13 protein-coding genes are annotated in these 17,401 nt (G+C 51.7%); 12 read left to right on the top strand and 1 reads right to left on the bottom strand.

What is annotated here, in order from left to right:
• Window positions 1–345: 345 nt before the first annotated feature.
• Window positions 346–957 carry an adenylyl-sulfate kinase gene (cysC, locus tag I8J30_RS03650; RefSeq protein ID WP_210655445.1) on the bottom strand — a complete coding sequence of 204 codons (612 nt, stop codon included), beginning with the start codon at window positions 955–957 and terminating at the stop codon, window positions 346–348.
• A gap of 245 nt (window positions 958–1,202) precedes the next feature.
• Here cysC and I8J30_RS03645 point away from each other — a divergent pair, with 245 nt between their 5' ends.
• The 12 genes from I8J30_RS03645 (at window position 1,203) to I8J30_RS03590 (ending at window position 17,394) form a co-directional block, all read left to right on the top strand.
• Window positions 1,203–2,255, top strand: a complete 1,053-nt coding sequence (locus I8J30_RS03645) for a Gfo/Idh/MocA family protein (RefSeq protein ID WP_210655444.1) — start codon at window positions 1,203–1,205, stop codon at window positions 2,253–2,255.
• Window positions 2,256–2,273: 18 nt separating this feature from the next.
• Window positions 2,274–3,041, top strand: a complete 768-nt coding sequence (locus I8J30_RS03640; protein WP_091213810.1) for a sugar phosphate isomerase/epimerase family protein — start codon at window positions 2,274–2,276, stop codon at window positions 3,039–3,041.
• 155 nt (window positions 3,042–3,196) lie between these two features.
• Window positions 3,197–4,285 (top strand): WG repeat-containing protein, encoded by a 1,089-nt coding sequence (locus I8J30_RS03635; RefSeq protein WP_210655442.1) that lies wholly within the window; start codon window positions 3,197–3,199, stop codon window positions 4,283–4,285.
• A 122-nt stretch (window positions 4,286–4,407) separates the two neighbouring features.
• Entirely contained in the window at window positions 4,408–5,979 is a 1,572-nt protein-coding gene (locus I8J30_RS03630; protein ID WP_210655439.1) for a response regulator, read from the top strand.
• A complete protein-coding gene (locus I8J30_RS03625) occupies window positions 5,969–7,750 on the top strand; it encodes a cache domain-containing sensor histidine kinase (protein WP_210655437.1) in 1,782 nt (593 codons plus the stop codon). The genes I8J30_RS03630 and I8J30_RS03625 overlap by 11 nt, the downstream gene beginning before the upstream one ends.
• Before the next feature lie 277 nt (window positions 7,751–8,027).
• A complete protein-coding gene (hutH, locus tag I8J30_RS03620) occupies window positions 8,028–9,557 on the top strand; it encodes a histidine ammonia-lyase (RefSeq protein WP_210655435.1) in 1,530 nt (509 codons plus the stop codon).
• Between the two features lie 28 nt (window positions 9,558–9,585).
• A complete protein-coding gene (hutU, locus tag I8J30_RS03615) occupies window positions 9,586–11,259 on the top strand; it encodes a urocanate hydratase (protein ID WP_210655434.1) in 1,674 nt (557 codons plus the stop codon).
• 34 nt (window positions 11,260–11,293) lie between these two features.
• The gene (gene hutI, locus I8J30_RS03610; protein ID WP_338044813.1) at window positions 11,294–12,598 is read left to right on the top strand and encodes an imidazolonepropionase; all 1,305 of its coding nucleotides are present in this window, start codon (window positions 11,294–11,296) and stop codon (window positions 12,596–12,598) included.
• Entirely contained in the window at window positions 12,595–13,563 is a 969-nt protein-coding gene (gene hutG, locus I8J30_RS03605) for a formimidoylglutamase (protein WP_210655432.1), read from the top strand. The genes hutI and hutG overlap by 4 nt, the downstream gene beginning before the upstream one ends.
• 286 nt (window positions 13,564–13,849) lie before the next feature.
• Complete coding sequence (locus I8J30_RS03600; protein WP_210655430.1) at window positions 13,850–14,782, top strand: ABC transporter permease; 933 nt, start codon at window positions 13,850–13,852, stop codon at window positions 14,780–14,782.
• 37 nt (window positions 14,783–14,819) lie between these two features.
• Window positions 14,820–15,707, top strand: a complete 888-nt coding sequence (locus I8J30_RS03595; protein WP_210655428.1) for a carbohydrate ABC transporter permease — start codon at window positions 14,820–14,822, stop codon at window positions 15,705–15,707.
• 70 nt (window positions 15,708–15,777) lie between these two features.
• On the top strand, window positions 15,778–17,394 hold the full coding sequence (locus I8J30_RS03590) for an ABC transporter substrate-binding protein (protein WP_210655426.1): 1,617 nt from the start codon (window positions 15,778–15,780) through the stop codon (window positions 17,392–17,394).
• Window positions 17,395–17,401 lie beyond the last annotated feature (7 nt).

Here is a 17,401-nt window from a genome sequence, read left to right as displayed (position 1 = left end):
GTGAAGGTTGCCCGAGAAAGTCGCTCCCCGAAGTCTAACGGATTCCAGAGGGGCTATTTCACGATTTAGGCAGAGTTTCCACCAGTAAAAGACAAATTAGCTTACTGGCGACCGATAGAGACAAAGAAAAAATGCTGACGAATCGTTGAGACGCTATTTGCTAGTTGTATGGGGGCAAAAACCCCTCCGCCCGGCAGGGGAGTGTATCGATCCATGCATCAAGAACAAGCCTCTGGAGTCGCGGTCAATTGAGCGAAAGATAGGCAGAGTTAGTAGAGTTCTCTACATGCTGAGAGAGAGCCGCGTGGCTCTCTCTATGGTCAAGATGATATCGAGCAGAGGGGGTTAGTTGCCGGTGAAGTAGTTTCGTTCTTCGAGGTAGTTGATAATAGCCGCTATGGATTGTTCAATGGTTAACTGTTCCGTATCTATAATGAGCTCGGGCGCGCTCGGGATGTCATACTGACCGCTTACCCCCGTGAAGTTGGGAATTTTTCCGCTTCTTGCTTTCCGATAGAGTCCTTTGGGATCTCTCTTCTCGCATTCTTCTAACGAACATTTTACGAAAATTTCGTTGAAATCCCCCGGTTGAAGCAGCTCTCTCACCATATTGCGGTCCTTCTCGTTCGGAGAGATGAACGCCGCCAGCACAACTAAGCCGGCATCCACGAACAACTTCGAGATTTCACCGATTCTGCGTATGTTTTCTTGGCGATCCTCATCAGAGAACCCGAGATCACGATTGAGTCCATGCCTGATATTGTCCCCATCGAGGACATAAGACGCAATTCCTCTGGCATACAATTCCTTCTCCAGCGCAAACGCCAGCGTTGATTTACCGGAGCCCGATAAACCCGTTAACCATAACGTACAGCTTCTTTGACGAGTCCTCTTCTGCCGGTCATCCCTTGATATATTAGAGTGATGCCATGTGATATTGTCGCTCTTGTGGTCCAACGGTTCCTCTCTCCCTCCAAAAACTTGTACACCTGATTAATTAAACATGGAGGAAATAGTCGAATCATGACAGGCATATTGTTCCGTTCCCTGTCCAGTTCAAAGAACATCAAGAAAACGCTTGGGTTTGAAAAATTTGGGTTGAAAGCGCTGTAACTGTTGATGTATTCTGGAGGTATGTGAAACGTTTCAATTCGTTCTAAGATTAGCAGTAAGAATAGAGTTTGAGGGAGAGGGATTACGAAGTGAATTCATCATCATCCGTTTATAAAGTCGCTTTTATCGGCTGCGGCAAACGTGCGCATGAACATGCCATTGGGGTACAAACCGACAGCAGATTAAAGGTTGTCGCGTTGTCCGATATTTCTGCCGCATCAGCCGAAACGCTGAATAATGAGTTTGGCTTTCAAGCCAGCATCTATACCGATCACAAGGAAATGCTGGAGAAGGAGAAGCCTGACGTTGTTCTCATCTGTCTCTGGACACCGCTGCATCTGCCGGTATTCCGCGATTGTGCGGAAGCGGGCGCGAAGGCTGTATTGTGCGAGAAGCCGATGTCGGCAACATGGGGCGAATGCCAAGAGATGGGTAAGATCGCAGACGAGTTTGGCTGCCAGCTGACCTTCTCGCTCCAGCGCCGTTTCGCTAAGGGAAATCAAACGGTACGTCGTTTTATCAAAGAAGGCCGAATCGGCCAGGTGCTTCGCCTAGACCTCTATTCACCGCCTAATCTGCTCGATTGCGGTATCCATACGTTTGATCAAGCGATTAGCTACATGGACGAAACGCCGGCGAAAACAGTGCTTGGGGCAGTCGATACTACCGAAATTTATAACTGGTTCAACGTGCCGTCCGAATGCGGCGCGACCGGTCAAATTCTATTCGCGAACGGCGTACAGGCGAGCCTCTATTCCGGCTCTATCGATACATGGGAACCGAGTCAGGATATGACGAAGATCTGGGCCGGTGTTCGCGTCATTGGCACCGAAGGTTTTATCGAAGTGATGTGGGACGGGCAAATCGTCAAGGGAATCAACTACGACGATCCGTCTTGGAAGCCTGAGATGGAGCTGTCCTCGATGTCTGATCAAATGATCGGTTATGTCCGTCATGCGATTGACTGCTTGGAGTCAGGCGAAGAGCCCGAGGCGTCGCATCAGAAGGCAACTCGCGCTTCGGAAATTATTTTCGCAGTCTATGAATCGGTACGACGCAATGCACGAGTAGAGCTTCCGCTTACCGGCGTTACGGACAGCCCTTTCATCACCATGCTTAATGACGGCCAATTCGCGAAATAAAGGAGCGGGAAACGAACCATGACAAGACCGAAGCTTGGGTTAATTGGAATCGTGCATGAAGAAGCGAAGCAGGATTTCTGGGGGACGATGAAGCGCGTCGCTGAAATCGGCTATAAGGGAATCGAAGGCGGCGGCGAGCTGCTCAAGGGAGATGTCGACGCCAATGTCGCGCGTTTCCATGAATTGGGATTGCAAGTGGCTACGCATAGCGTTCCCAGCAAGGAACTGCTTCGCGACGAGAAGGAAGTCGATCGCCTGATTCGCGAGGCGCATGCCCTGCAAACGAAGGATGTTACGTTCTGGTGGGACGTCGTTGATAATAGAGAACAGCTGCTTCGCGATGCTGAATTGTACGATGCGGCAGGTGCTCGTTTTGCGGCTGAGGGGCTGCGATTCTGCTATCACAACCATGCGCATGAATTCGAGAGAACGTTTAACGGCGTATACTCTCTGGACATTCTGGCTGAGCATACCGATCCGAAGCATCTGTTCTTCCGTATGGATGTGGCTTGGATTACGCTCGGCGGTGCAGATCCGGCGCATATCCTTCGCAAGATGGCGGGCCGTGTACCGGCCATTCATCTGAAAGATGTGTACGGCACAGACGAGGTTGGGAAGTGGACGGCTGTCGGTACCGGCGTCGTCAACATTCAAGCGTCGATTGAAGCAGCTACCGAAATCGGCGTGGAATGGATGACGGTCGAGCAAGATCAGCTGCGCAACCTCACGGGTATCGAGACGGCGACAGTCAGCTACTTGAACTTGAAAGAAAAAGGCTTGCTCTAATTGATCTTGATCATATACCAGCAATACCGACAGGCTGCCGGGCTAACCCGGCAGCCTGTTCTTTTTTATTTGATTGCAAGCTGCACACTTTTCTCGTTACGATGCGTCTAGATATTGAGATATCTACATGTTATTGGAAAACAGGGGGCAATCACATGCTGAAACGGGTCGCAGCCATTGCTGCAATGATGCTTGCAATGACGGGATTTGCTTGGTTGGGGCACGGACAGGCAGAAGTGTCTGTCGCGGGTAAACCGATCGCAGCGGAACAGAAGCCGGCCGTGGAACGGCTGTATCGCGTCGAATTAGATGGTAAATATGGTCTCATCAACAGTAAAGGCGAACCGGTAGTAGCGCCGATCTATGATGGCATATGGTACGACAGCAAGCCGGGGAATTCTTATGTCATCACCAATCTTGCAGAGAAGAAGGTGACGTACTATACCCTTGCGGGAGACAAACTGTTTGATTGCGCGATGAATAGTTGTGGTTTGATGTATGACCGACTGACCATCTATACGGAAAAGATTCAAGGAACTAACGGTAAGACTGAGCTTCGGTATGGCTATAAGGACAGCCAAGGGCAGATCGCAATTCGGCCGATTTATGTGAAGGCGTTTAACTTCTCGGAGGGGCTTGCTCGAGTCAATCTTGGCAAAGCTACCGGCTTCATAGACACGAAGGGGCAATTGGTTATTCCCTATCAATTCAGTTACACAGCAGACTTCGCGGAGGGAATGGCGGCCGTTAAGCTGGCTCTGAATGGCAAGTTTGGCTATATCAATACATCGGGAAAGCTAGTGGTGTCTCCGCGTTTTACCCATGCAGAGTCATTCTCCGATGGAGCAGCCGTTGTGTATGAGAATGGAAAATATGGTTATATCGATAAAACCGGGAAGTATATTCTGAAGCCGCAGTTCTCGATGGCGCAGCCGTTCTCGGAAGGGCTGGCGTTCGTGGAACGCAACGGGGTTACCTTCTATATCAACAAGAAGGGACAGAAGATGATCCAGAATATTAAAGCGGGCGGAACCTTCTCCGGCGGTCTGGCACCGGCAAGCACAGGGCAGAAATACGGCTTTATCAATACTTCCGGCAAGTTTGTGATCAAGGTGCAGTTCGAATGGGCGGCCTCATTCATCGGGGAGCTGGCAGAGGTTTATATTAACGTTCCGGACTCGCGGGACTATATACGAGGATATATGAATCGCAGCGGAACGATTGTATGGCCGCCGCAGCAATGAGTCGCCACAGCAGCCGCTTACTTCCATCGAACGATGGGAGTAAGCGGTTTTTCTATGTAACTCTGAACCGTTAAGTTATATAATAGAGATGTTTGAAAGCGATTTCAGAGAGGGGGAGCAGGGTGATTAACTTGATGATCGTCGATGATGAAGAAACGACACGTGATAGTTTGATGGAGCTGGTGCCCTGGTCTGATTGGGGAATTACAGAAATGCATTCGGCGGAGAACGGCATTGCGGCGCTTGCGCTTGCAGAGAAGTTCAAGCCGTCGATATTGCTGACCGATATTCGCATGCCGAAGATGAATGGCATTGAGCTGGCGCAGAGGTTCCGCATCCTCTATCCGGATTGTGAGATTGTATTCCTTAGCGGCTTCTCGGACAAAGAGTATTTGAAATCGGCGATTCAGCTGCATGCCGTCGACTATCTGGACAAGCCTGTCGACATGGAGCAGCTGAAGACGCTGTTTATCGACGTTGTGAAGAAGATTGAACATGCGGCTACCCAAAAGGTAGATATTCAGTATCGGCGCGAGGAGATCGTTGTGGATGTGATCTGCAACAAAACGGATCTGTCGGTCTGGATGGATCGCGTCGACTCCGGCATTTTGCCGTTAACGACGAGCGAACCCTTCCGCGTCTATACATTTCTGTTTAATTGGTCCTCTGCCACAGCAGAAGATGAGAAACCGCTGGTCAAGCAGCGAATACTTCACCTATTGAATCATTCTCCGAGCAACTCGGATCAACGATATATCGCCGGATTCGTGGGAGATCGATGTTTGGCGATCATCGCGAATGATCCAGCCGCGGTTCAACAGATGAAGGCCGAAGCATTCGCCGGGAATATACTGGAATCGATTCAAGAGGCTTCGCAGGGGAACTATTCGCTGTCTGCGGGCTGCAGCGATCAAACGGTCCGAACCGATGCATTCTCCTTGTCGTACAAGGCGGCGACAGAAGCGGCGAAACGTCAATTTTACGCGGGGACGAATCGGATTTACTTTCCGAATTCTGCTGCGCCCGGCTGTTATGAACTGGACAAAGGCGTTTATAACCGCTTTAAGAAGATGCTCAGAAGCGACCCGCCTGAAGCAATAATCGACTATGTCAATCAGTTGACAGAAGCAATCGCCGCCGCCGAGGACCCCGACACGAATAAGATCAGAAACCTCTATTTCAATCATTTGCGGATACTGTTTGAAGTGACGATGCAGTGGGATGCTGCCGATTCCGGCGATGAGCAAGAAACGACGTATATGTGGCGTGAAATCGATACGCGCATTACCCTTAGCGAGCTTGCCGCGTTTCTGCGCTCGAATATCGACATGACGATGCTGAAGCCGGAGAGCAGGGCAGGCGGCATCGAGAAAATCGACGAGATCAAGAAGTATATCGCAAGCCATTACGACAGCAATCAGCTGTCGATTCAGACCATCGCTCAGCATACGTATTTGAGTCAAACGTACTTATGCGCTTTTTTCAAGAAATCGACCGGCCGTACCCTGAATGAATTCATCACGGCGCTTCGCATCGAGAAAGCGAAAGGGCTGCTGCAGGACCGCAATAAGAAGCTGTACGATATTACAACCGAAATCGGACTCACGGATACGAACTATTTCTCCACGCTGTTCAAGAAATACACAGGCTCCACACCATCCGAGTATAGGATGAAGCAGCTCTATGAGAGTTAACATCTACCGCGATTTGAAAATGCACTATAAGCTTTTCCTGCAATATTTACTGCTGCTTGCGATCCCTTTCACATTGTTTATTATCGTGAATTATCGCATCTCCTCTAAGGATCTCGAGACGCAAGCGAGGTATTCCTCCCGGCAAGTATTCGAACAGAGCCGATCGTTTATGGAATTTAAGCTATATGTCGCCAAGAACTTCTTAACGATCCTGGCTTCGAATGAGAAAATCCAAGATATTTTGCATCGGAGCGCCAGCTATTACTACAATAGCTACGGGTTATGGAGCTTCGATGTCGAAGGCATCCGCAAGCAATTTTATATTACGAAGCCAAGCGAAGACATTATCAAAACAAGCTTATATACCTCTCAGGCCGTAGCAAGCACGAACGAAACCGATGACGTAATGAGCACCAATCGGATTGCGTCCACCGCGTGGTACGCGAATTTGAATAAGAGCAGCACTACGTTCGAGGTATTCCCAAGCATGATTCTGCTGAATGATTTGCAGAAGGAGAAGACGCCGACGTTTACAATCGCAAGAAGTATCTTCGATAACGAAAGCTTCCAGAATGTGATCGGGGTCCTCAGTGTCGATATGCCCAAGAGTATATTCGAATCGATTCTGGATCGCGTAGCGTTTACGAAGGAGTCCTCCGTATTTCTGATCAACCAAGCCGGCGAGATCCTGGTTCATTCCTCCCATGCGAATGCAGGGATGCTGTCGTTCAAGTCGGACATTCTGAAAGGGAGCACGAACGATCAGTTCAAGGAAGGGGTCTGGGGCAAGCGGGTTTTCGACAATGCGGAGTATTTGGTCGGGGCGCAGCTGGTCGAGGATTCCGACTGGTATTTGGTCAGCTTGACTCCGTATAAGGAGATTCTGGGCTCGCAGAAGAAAGCGATGAAGCAGATGCTGGCCATTGCGTTCTTAATTGCGATGTTCCTGCTGCCGCTGGCCTTTCTCGCTGCTGCGTCCGGTACGCGCAGAATTCGCGGTCTGATCTCGCAGATGAAGAGCGTGAAGCAGGGCGACTTCGACCTGCAAATTCAGCACGAGGGCAAGGATGAGATCGGGGAATTATCGCGGAACTTCAAGTCGATGATCGCCAAGGTTACGCAGCTGCTCGATGAGAAATATGCGCTGGGGCAAGAAGTGAAATCGATGGAGCTCAAAGCACTGCAGGCGCAAATTAATCCGCATTTTCTCTATAACACGCTTGACCTGATCTACTGGAAGGCGATGCGCATTCAGGAGCAAGGCATCTATGATCTTGTCCAATCGCTGTCCAAATTCTATAAGCTTAGCTTAAGCAAAGGGGAGGACATCGTCTCTTTGCGCAATGAAGTCGAGCATATTGCCGCCTACATCGACATTCAGAACGCCAGGTTCAAGAACGGCATTACGCTTGTGATCGATATTCCGGAAGCGCTCTATGAACATGCGATGCCGAAAATCACGCTGCAGCCCTTGGTCGAAAATTCGATCATTCACGGCATTCTGGAGACGGAAAGCGAGACAGGGACCATTACGATCAGCGCAAATGCCGTCCATGGCAAAATCGTGATCACGGTGAAAGACGACGGGGTGGGCATCTCGCAGGAAAACCTGGAACGTATTTTCAATAGGGATCGAACCGACCCCTTCCACGGATATGGCGCAAATAATATCAACAAACGTATTAAGCTGCTCTATGGAGAAGAGTATGGACTTACTTATCGGCGCAATGAAGGCCCCGGCGTCACGGTCATCATCGAGCTGCCGTGGTAAACCATCGGCCACATTTCCCGCGCCGCGTCCGCGAGACCCCATTGACAACATTCAAACCGGCATGTGACAATTAAAGATGAATCGAAAACTACAACTGAAACGAGTGGGTCGCGATGAAGTATTGGCGAAAGCATGATACTGGACAATCGCATATCCCCTTTTCGAAAAGGGACCGCGTGGAAGCTTAAAGCTTCCGCTCGGTCCCTTTCTTATATTAAAGCAAGAAAGGGGATCACTCGACATGTTAGTCGCCGAACAACAAGAGAGGGGTGTTGACATGACGCCTGTCGTACTGGATGGAAAGCAGCTCGTGCCTGAACTGGTGATGGAAGTGGCATTGGATTGCAGAGCGGTCATACTGTGTGCGGATGCGGCCGAGCGTGTGAGTCGCTGCCGTGAAATGGTGGAAGAGCTTGTTGCCGCCGGCAAAGTCGTTTATGGCGTAAGCACGGGTTTCGGTAAATTCAGCGATGTGCATATCTCGCCTCAAGACGCCGCGAAGCTGCAAATCAACTTAATTCGCAGTCACGCCTGCGCGGTAGGCAGCCCCTTGCCGGAAGCAACGGTTCGGGCGCTCATGCTTCTTCGCGCCAATGCGCTTGCCAAAGGGTATTCCGGCATTCGTCCGGTCACGCTGCAATTGCTGATCGATTGTATCAATTTAGGCGTGCATCCCGTTGTACCCGAGCAAGGCTCGCTCGGCGCAAGCGGTGATTTAGCGCCGCTTTCCCATCTGGCGCTCGTGCTGATGGGCGAAGGGGAGGCTTTCTATCAAGGGGAGCGGCTTCCGGGTGCTGCGGCGCTGGCCCGAGCAGGGTTGAAACCCATCACCTTGCAGGCAAAAGAGGGGTTGGCGCTCATCAACGGTACCCAGATCATGACCTCGATCGGCACGCTCACCTTCATGAAAGCACAACGATTGGCCCAAATCGCAGACGCGATCGCAGCGCTCACTTTGGAAAGCTTGCGCGGGATCCCGGAAGCATTCGCTGAGGAAGTGCACCAAGCGAGACCTTATCCCGAACAGATTGGCGTGGCGAAGAATTTCCGGACCCTGCTGAAAGGCAGTAAACTAACGACGCGGCAGGGAGAGATCCGGGTACAAGATGCTTATTCGCTTCGCTGCCTGCCGCAAGTGCATGGAGCTACTCGCCAAGTGCTTGATTATGTGCGGGATAAACTGACCATCGAAATCAATTCCGCTACCGATAATCCGCTCTTATTTCCGGAAGATGGGCAGGTCATCTCGGGAGGCAATTTCCATGGTCAACCGATCGCGTTTGCCATGGATTTTCTGAAAATCGGGATGAGCGAGCTTGCGAATATTTCGGAGCGCCGAACCGAACGGCTCGTCAATCCGGCGTTATCCGGCGGCTTGCCTCCTTTCCTTAGTCGCAACCCGGGTATCGGGTCAGGATTGATGATTACGCAATATGTTAGTGCATCACTCGTTTCGGAGAATAAGGTGCTCGCCCATCCGGCAAGCGTAGATTCAATTCCGTCATCGGCCAACCAGGAGGATCACGTTTCCATGGGGACAACGGCCGCCAGACATGCGGTACAGGTGGTTGACAACGTTTCCAAGGTGCTTGCGATTGAATTGATCTGTGCCGCTGAGGCAGCCGAGTTTATCGGGGCGGACGGGTTAGCTCCCGCAACTCGTGCGTTATACGAGAAGCTGAGAACCCTCGTTCCGCCGGTCGTGGATGACCGTTCCACTTCGGCCGATATCGAAAGAACAGCGGACGCTTTGCTGTCCGGCGAATTTCTGGTCGCGGTGGAAGCCATTACCGGACCACTGTATTAGTCAATCATGTTCTAGGGGAGGATCCGATATGACTACGAATAATCAACCGGAACCAAAACGTGTAATCCGAGCTCCGCGCGGCACGGAATTGTCGTGCAAAGGCTGGGTGCAGGAAGCGGCACTCCGAATGCTGATGAATAATCTCGACCCTGAGGTTGCGGAGCGTCCGGAAGAACTGGTCGTTTATGGCGGCATCGGCAAAGCAGCACGCAACTGGCCATCCTATGACGCCATCGTGCGTGAGCTGCAGCGATTAGAGAACGACGAAACGCTGCTGGTCCAATCCGGTAAGCCGGTCGGCGTCTTCAGAACCCATGAACGCGCTCCCCGCGTCCTGTTGTCCAATTCCGTACTCGTGCCGAAATGGGCAACTTGGGAGCACTTCCGCGAGCTGGAGCAGAAGGGGCTGATGATGTACGGTCAAATGACTGCCGGCAGCTGGATTTATATTGGGACCCAGGGAATTTTGCAAGGGACGTACGAAACCTTCGCCGAAGCCGCCCGTCAACATGCAGGAGGTACGCTCAAAGGCACGCTGACATTGACGGCGGGGCTAGGCGGCATGGGCGGCGCGCAGCCGCTGGCCGTCACGATGAACGAAGGCGTCGTCATCGCCGTCGAAGTCGATCGTGCGCGTATCGAACGGCGCATTCAAACGAGGTACTGCGATGTTCTCGCGGAAACGCTGGATGAAGCCTTGGCATTGGCGAACAAAGCCATTTCAGAAGGGGGAGCGCTCGCCATTGGCCTACTGGGGAACGCGGCGGATATTTATCCCGAATTCGTGCGCCGCGGCATCAAGCCGGATTTCGTGACGGATCAAACGTCCGCGCATGATCCGCTTGTTGGTTACATTCCGGCCGGTTATTCCTTGGATGAAGCGGCGGCACTGCGAGCGAGTGATCCGGAGCAATACATGAAGCTGTCCAAGGCAAGCATGGCAATCCATGTTCAGGCGATGCTCGACTTGCAGCGGCTCGGATCGGTCGTGTTCGATTATGGGAACAACATTCGTCAAGTCGCGTTCGATGAAGGGGTTGCCAATGCCTTCGACTTTCCCGGCTTCGTGCCTGCTTATATCCGTCCTCTGTTCTGCGAAGGCAAAGGGCCATTCCGCTGGGCAGCGCTCTCCGGCGACCCGGAGGACATTCGCAAAACGGATGAGCTTGTTCTCCGCATGTTCCCGGGGAACGATCATCTTCGCCGCTGGATTGAGATGGCGCGCGAACGCGTAGCGTTTCAAGGTCTTCCGGCACGCATCTGCTGGCTCGGTTACGGAGAACGGGAAAAGTTCGGTCTCGCGCTCAACGAGATGGTGAAGAGCGGCGAGTTGAAAGCACCGGTCGTGATCGGCCGCGACCATCTGGACTGCGGCTCCGTGGCATCGCCGAACCGGGAGACGGAAGCGATGAAGGACGGGTCGGATGCGGTTGGCGACTGGGCGATTCTGAACGCGCTCATCAACACATCGGCAGGCGCTTCCTGGGTATCCGTCCACCATGGAGGAGGCGTCGGTATGGGTTACTCCTTGCATGCAGGCATGGTTGTCGTTGCCGATGGTACCGACGAAGCAGCTGAACGCCTGCGCTGCGTGTTGACGTCGGACCCGGGAATGGGCATCGTCCGTCACGCGGATGCCGGTTACGAGGAAGCCATCGACAGCGCGGAGAAACATGGAATCCGCATTCCGATGCGCGATTAGGAGATAACCTATAACCTTAAGGAGCGTGACGATCATAGAACGGATAGACTTACTGCTTACAGGCATCGGCCGTTTGGTAACCCCTATCGGGAACGTACCTCGTTACGGAGGAGAGATGAAGGAGCTACGGGAGATTACAAATGCCGCGGTCGCGATACAAGGCGGACGAATTGCGCTCGTCGGTTCCGAAGAAGACGTGACAAACCGGCTGCAAGGCGTAGAAATTGCTCAGACGCTGGATGCTCGCGGTTATCTGGTTACGCCTGGTCTCGTTGATCCGCATACGCATCTCGTACATGGCGGCTCGAGGGAGCATGAACTCGCGCTTAAGCGTTCCGGCGTCCCTTATTTGGATATTCTGGCTCAAGGCGGCGGCATCTTAAGCACCGTTCAAGCTACCCGTGCTTCAAGCGAGCAGCAATTATATGACAAGGCGTATCGAAGCCTCGATATTATGCTCTTGCAAGGCGTAACGACGGTGGAAGCGAAGAGCGGGTATGGCCTTACCTTAGAGGATGAGCTTAAACAGCTGCGTACGGCGAAACGGCTAAACGAAATGCATCCGATTGACGTCGTTTCAACGTTCATGGGCGCCCATGCAGTGCCGCCCGAGTATAAAGGCAGGGCTCACGATTACGTAGACCTCGTCTGCGACATGCTTGCCGAAGTGGCGCAACATGGCCTGGCGGAGTTTTGCGACGTATTTTGCGAACATGGAGTGTTTACAGTAGAACAATCTCGTCGTATATTGCTCGAAGGGCGGGGACTCGGACTGCTTTCCAAAATTCATGCCGATGAAATCGAATCGCTCGGCGGAACCGAATTAGCGGGGGAAGTCGGCGCGATTTCCGCGGAGCATCTGCTGGCGGCGTCCGACGAAGGCTTGCGGATGCTTGCGGCAAACGGCGTCATCCCGGTGCTGTTGCCAGGCACTTCGTTCAACCTTGGACTTAACAAGCATGCAAGGGCGCGGGACATGATCGATCGGTTCAACCTTCCGGTGTCCCTGTCAACCGATTATAATCCGGGATCCTGTCCGACCGAATCCATTCAACTCGTCATCATGCTCGCCTCGCTCAACTTGAAGATGACGCCGGAGGAGATTCTGACGGCCTGCACGATCAATGCGGCAAACGCGATTGGCCGAGGTGATCAGATTGGTTCGATTGAGGTAGGGAAGCGCGCAGATATCACGCTATTCGACGCGCCGAATCTTGCCTATTTGCCCTATCATTTCGGCATCAACCACGCGTACGGCGTGATCAAGAACGGGAATGTCGCCGTTTGGGATCGGCAAATCGTCACGTTGCAAGCCAAGAAGGAGGGGACGCTTCCATGAGCCAGGAGATCCCTTTTCTGAAAAGACCGGATCAGGCCGTGTTTCGAGATCATCTGGAGACAAAGGTCGCGCATTGGATCCGAGAGTGGGATGGCAAGGAACAATTGCTGGCGGGGATCATCGGAGTACCGCTCTCTAAGCCTTCCATCTCGATATCCAGCGCCTCGACGACGCCTGCGGCGATTCGTACGGCATTCAAGTCGTTTACGACCTACTCGCTTGAATATGACGTTGATCTGCAGGACATGGCCGTCCGCGACCTCGGCGACATTCAGATGCATGTTACGGATATCGCGGAATGCCACCGCCGCATCGAGGAAAGCATGAACGCGATCTACAGGGCTCAGCCTTCTATCGTTCCGATCCTATTGGGCGGGGATCATTCGACAAGCTGCCCCTCTATTAAAGCATTCTCCCGGCGTTATCCGGGCAAGAAAGTGGGCATTATTCATTTCGACGCGCATCATGACGTGCGTAATTTCGAAGACGGCGGCGTTACCAATGGGACCCCTTTCCGAGGGGTCTTGGAGTCCGGTGTCGTCGATGGACGGAATATCGTGCAAATCGGTATCCGAGGATTTATGAACGCAAAGCCGTATCACGATTATGTGAAGAGCCATGGCGTGCATGTATTCTCCTCGCGCGATGTGCGTCGCACGGGCATCGATCCGGTCATCGATCAAGCGCTCGCGCTTGTCGGCGACGGAACGGAAGCGATCTATGTCAGCTTCGACGTAGACGTCATCGATCAGGCTTATGCGCCGGGCTGTCCGGCTATCGGGACAGGGGGGCTGAATCCATGGGACGCGCTTGACGCCTTGTATCGACTCGGAGCTTTACCCCAGGTGAAGGGGATCGATTTTGTTTGCATTGACCCAGCCGTGGACGTGCGCAACGTGACTTCTCGCCTTGCCGTACAGTTTATGCTTAGCTTCTTGGCAGGAATGGCAAATCGAAACGGATAATCCGCTAATCAGTGACTATAGAAGGAACCTGAGCTTACTTGAATTTCCGCAAGAGCAGCCATGCTCGGAGGGGGAATTCCGGTAAGCTTTCTTCTCGTGTAGGACTCTTGGATTGTACAATTGTTCGGCACCCTATGATAAGATGGGCCGTATAGTCGACAAATTTCGCTTGGTAAAGTTGCGTAAGATTGCAAAGGGATCGTAATTTTATCTCGTAGCACGGATTATGAAAACGCTTTATTATGAAAGCGTAACCAACAAACGACATTCGGTAAGAGGTGGATGAATGCAAAGGGCTCTGAAGAAAAAAGGATTCCTGTACGAGATTATGAAAAACCGTATTCTCTATCTGATGTTTTTGCCCGTCGGGATCTACTTCCTCGTGCTGGCTTATCTTCCGATGCCGGGTATCGTCATTGCGTTCAAGGAGTATTCCTACGACGGCGGCATTTTCGGAAGCAAATGGAATGGAATCGAAAACTTCAAATATTTCTTCGAATCCGGCAAGCTGTGGCTCGTTACGAAGAACACGGTGCTTTACAATCTCGTGTTTCTGACGGTTAGTACGATTCTATCGGTTATCGTCGCGATTCTGATTGCGGAAATGGTCGGCAAGTACTTCAAGAAGACGGCGCAGACGTTCATGTTCCTGCCGTACTTCATCTCCTGGGTTACCGTGTCGGCGTTCTTCTACAATATCTTCAACTATGATTACGGCGCGCTCAACACGTGGCTGAAGTCGCTCGGCGCAGAGCCGATCGACATCTACTCGAATCCGAGTATGTGGCTCATCCTTCTGCCTCTGTTCTATGTATGGAAGGGAATCGGCTTCTCCAGCGTGCTGTACCTATCGGCGATTATGGGAATCGATCATGAGAGCTACGAATCCGCCAAGATCGACGGCGCGAATTTGTACCAACGGATCTGGTACATTACCATTCCGATGCTAAAGCCGACCATCATTACGCTGGTTCTGCTCGGACTATCCAGAATCATGCGCGGAGAATTCGATATGTTCTACCAACTTATCGGCGACAACGGACTCTTGGCCGACACGACGGACATTATCGATACGTTTGTCTTCCGATCCCTTATATTCGCGAACGACTTCGGCATGGCTTCCGCCGGCGGCGTGTACCAATCCGTGCTTAGCTTCTTCATTATCTACGCGGTAAACTGGGGCGTTAAGAAATGGAACAGCGATTATGCGCTCTATTAGTGACTCTCGGTTCGAGCAGGGAAGGCGGTTCAAGTCTATGAAAATGGGAAAAGACGTCATCACCTTTAATATCATCGCATTCATCGTCGTAGGTTTCATCGGCATCGCCACGATATTGCCATTCGTCATGCTGCTTGTGGGATCCTTCCAATCCGAGAGTTCGATCCTGCAGTATGGATACTCGCTTCTTCCGCGGACCTTTGACCTTGGCGCTTATAAATTCATTTTTATGGAGCCCGAGAAGATCTTCCACAGTTATCTGGTCACGATATTTCTTACGATAGCAGGTACCGGAATATCCGTCTTCTTCTCCTCGATGACTGCTTACGTGCTTGCCAGAAAAGATGTGAAATACCGCAACGGGATGGCCTTCTACCTCTTCTTCACGACCTTGTTCAGCGGGGGCTTGGTGCCTTACTATCTGCTGATGTCCAACTATCTGCATCTACGAAATACGATGATGATTCTGCTCTTGAACGGGATGTTTAACGTCATCTACATCCTGATTCTGAGAACTTATATCGCGAACAGCATTCCGGATTCCATCTCCGAATCGGCGAAGATCGACGGGGCAAATGACTTCTCCATCTTTATCAGAGTCGTGTTCCCGCTGCTCAAGCCGGCGCTCGCATCGATCGGGCTATTCATCGCCCTCGGGTATTGGAACGATTGGTATACGGCGACGCTGTTCATTACCAAAGACAACCTGTTTCCGCTTCAGTACACGCTATACAGAATTCTGAGCTCAACGACCTTCGCGAAACAGATGCTGCAGAATAACGGAGCTGCATCCGCCATTGAATTGCCTCAGCAAACGGTTAAACTCGCGCTGACAGTCGTCGCGACGGGGCCGATCGTTTTCGCTTACCCGTTCGTTCAGAAGTATTTCGTTGCCGGTCTTACGATCGGGTCAGTCAAAGGATAGGTGGGTTTGGTTAATTCCGCTACGCGGCGGTTTAACATAGTTCATTCAATAATTGGGAGGTTAAACAAAGATGAGCAAGAAATCAAAAGCACTAAGTCTTGGTTTATCGCTAATGCTCTGCTTGACGTTAATCTTGTCCGCTTGTTCCAAGAATGACAATGGCAACAAAGACACAGCTAACAACACGCCTGCCAATGAGACGAAGAACAACGCAGCGGCCAGCAACACGGACAACAGCGCTGCAGCCGACAACACTGCAGCCGACAACACAGAGAAACCGCAATTGGATAAAGTGACGTTGAAATTCGTTCTTCTCGGCGAAGCTCCGAAGGATAACGAAGCGGTCATGGCTGAAGTCAACAAGAAGCTCGAAGCCGACATTAACGCGACCATTGAATTGACTTATATTCCGTTCGCCGACATTAATACGAAGTATCCGCTCGTACTGGCTTCCCCGCAGGATTGGGACGTCATCTTCGGTAACGTCAACTACGGCTCCAACGCTTCCAAAGGCGGTTATCACGAAATTACGATAGACGACGTAAACAAGTTTATGCCATTGACGGCATCAGCTACGTCCGAAGGCCAATGGACGGATGCCCGCGTAAACGGCAAAATCTACATGATTCCGCAAACGTTCAAGGAATTGGACGTGGGTACAGGTTTCTACCGTGAAGATCTTCGTAAGAAGTACAACGTACCTGAAATCAAAACGTTCAAAGACTTGGGACCTTACTTTCAAGCGCTGAAAGACAATGAGAAAGGCATGCTTCCTGTTGACGGCTCCGCCTCCGATATTCAAGGTATCTTCGGCGGCTTGATGAAGAACTATGTACTTAAAGAAGCGAACTATGTTACGGGATTCTTCCCGGACGATCCGTCATACACGATTACCGGCTTGTTCGACGATGCCTTCAAAGCGAAGTTTATCGATGCTGCCAAAACGATGAAGGATTGGGCGGACAAAGGGTTGCTGCCTAAGAACGCATTTGCACAGAAGACGGCTGCGTCCGACCTTGCCAAAGAAGGCAAATCCGGCTACTGGGCGAACGCTTTCGAGAACTATGCCCAATACAGCTCCGACATGATCGCTAAAGGCTGGGAGCTTGGCGCGGTCAACAACCTGACAGACAGCGGCGTCGTCATGACTCGTCCCGCTACAGGCAACGGTTTCGCATTCTCTCCGAAAACGAAGAACTACGAAAGAGCGCTCATGGCGATCGACCTGCTGCACCAAGACAAAGCTTATAACATGCTGCTCGCATTCGGAATCGAAGGCAAAAACTACACGCTTAATGGCGATGGCAAGCTGGTTGTCGCTCAGGCCGATCCGAATCCGTACCCGATGTACGGTGCAGGCTGGTGGTCTAACAACCGCGACCAATGGCCGCCGCTTGAGAGCTATACGCAGCAATACATCGACACGAAGAAAGCGCTGCTTGAGAAAGCCGCACCATACTTGCTTAACGGCTTTAATATCGATACGACAAACATTAAAACAGAACTCGCCAATATCGTGAACATCGACAAGCAATACTCTGCACCGATCCAAATGGGTCTGGTGAAAGACGTAGACGCCGCAGTAGCCGACCTGATCGAAAGATACAAAAAAGCCGGCGCCGAGAAAGTAATCGAGGAAGTGAAGAAGCAGGCAGCGGCATTCGTTGCATCCAAGCAAGCGCAGTAATCATAAC

It is taken from the genome of Paenibacillus lignilyticus, from assembly GCF_017942085.1.
Classification (GTDB): Bacteria; Bacillota; Bacilli; order Paenibacillales; family Paenibacillaceae; genus Paenibacillus_Z; species Paenibacillus_Z lignilyticus.
This window is presented reverse-complemented; position numbering and strand designations above follow the sequence as displayed.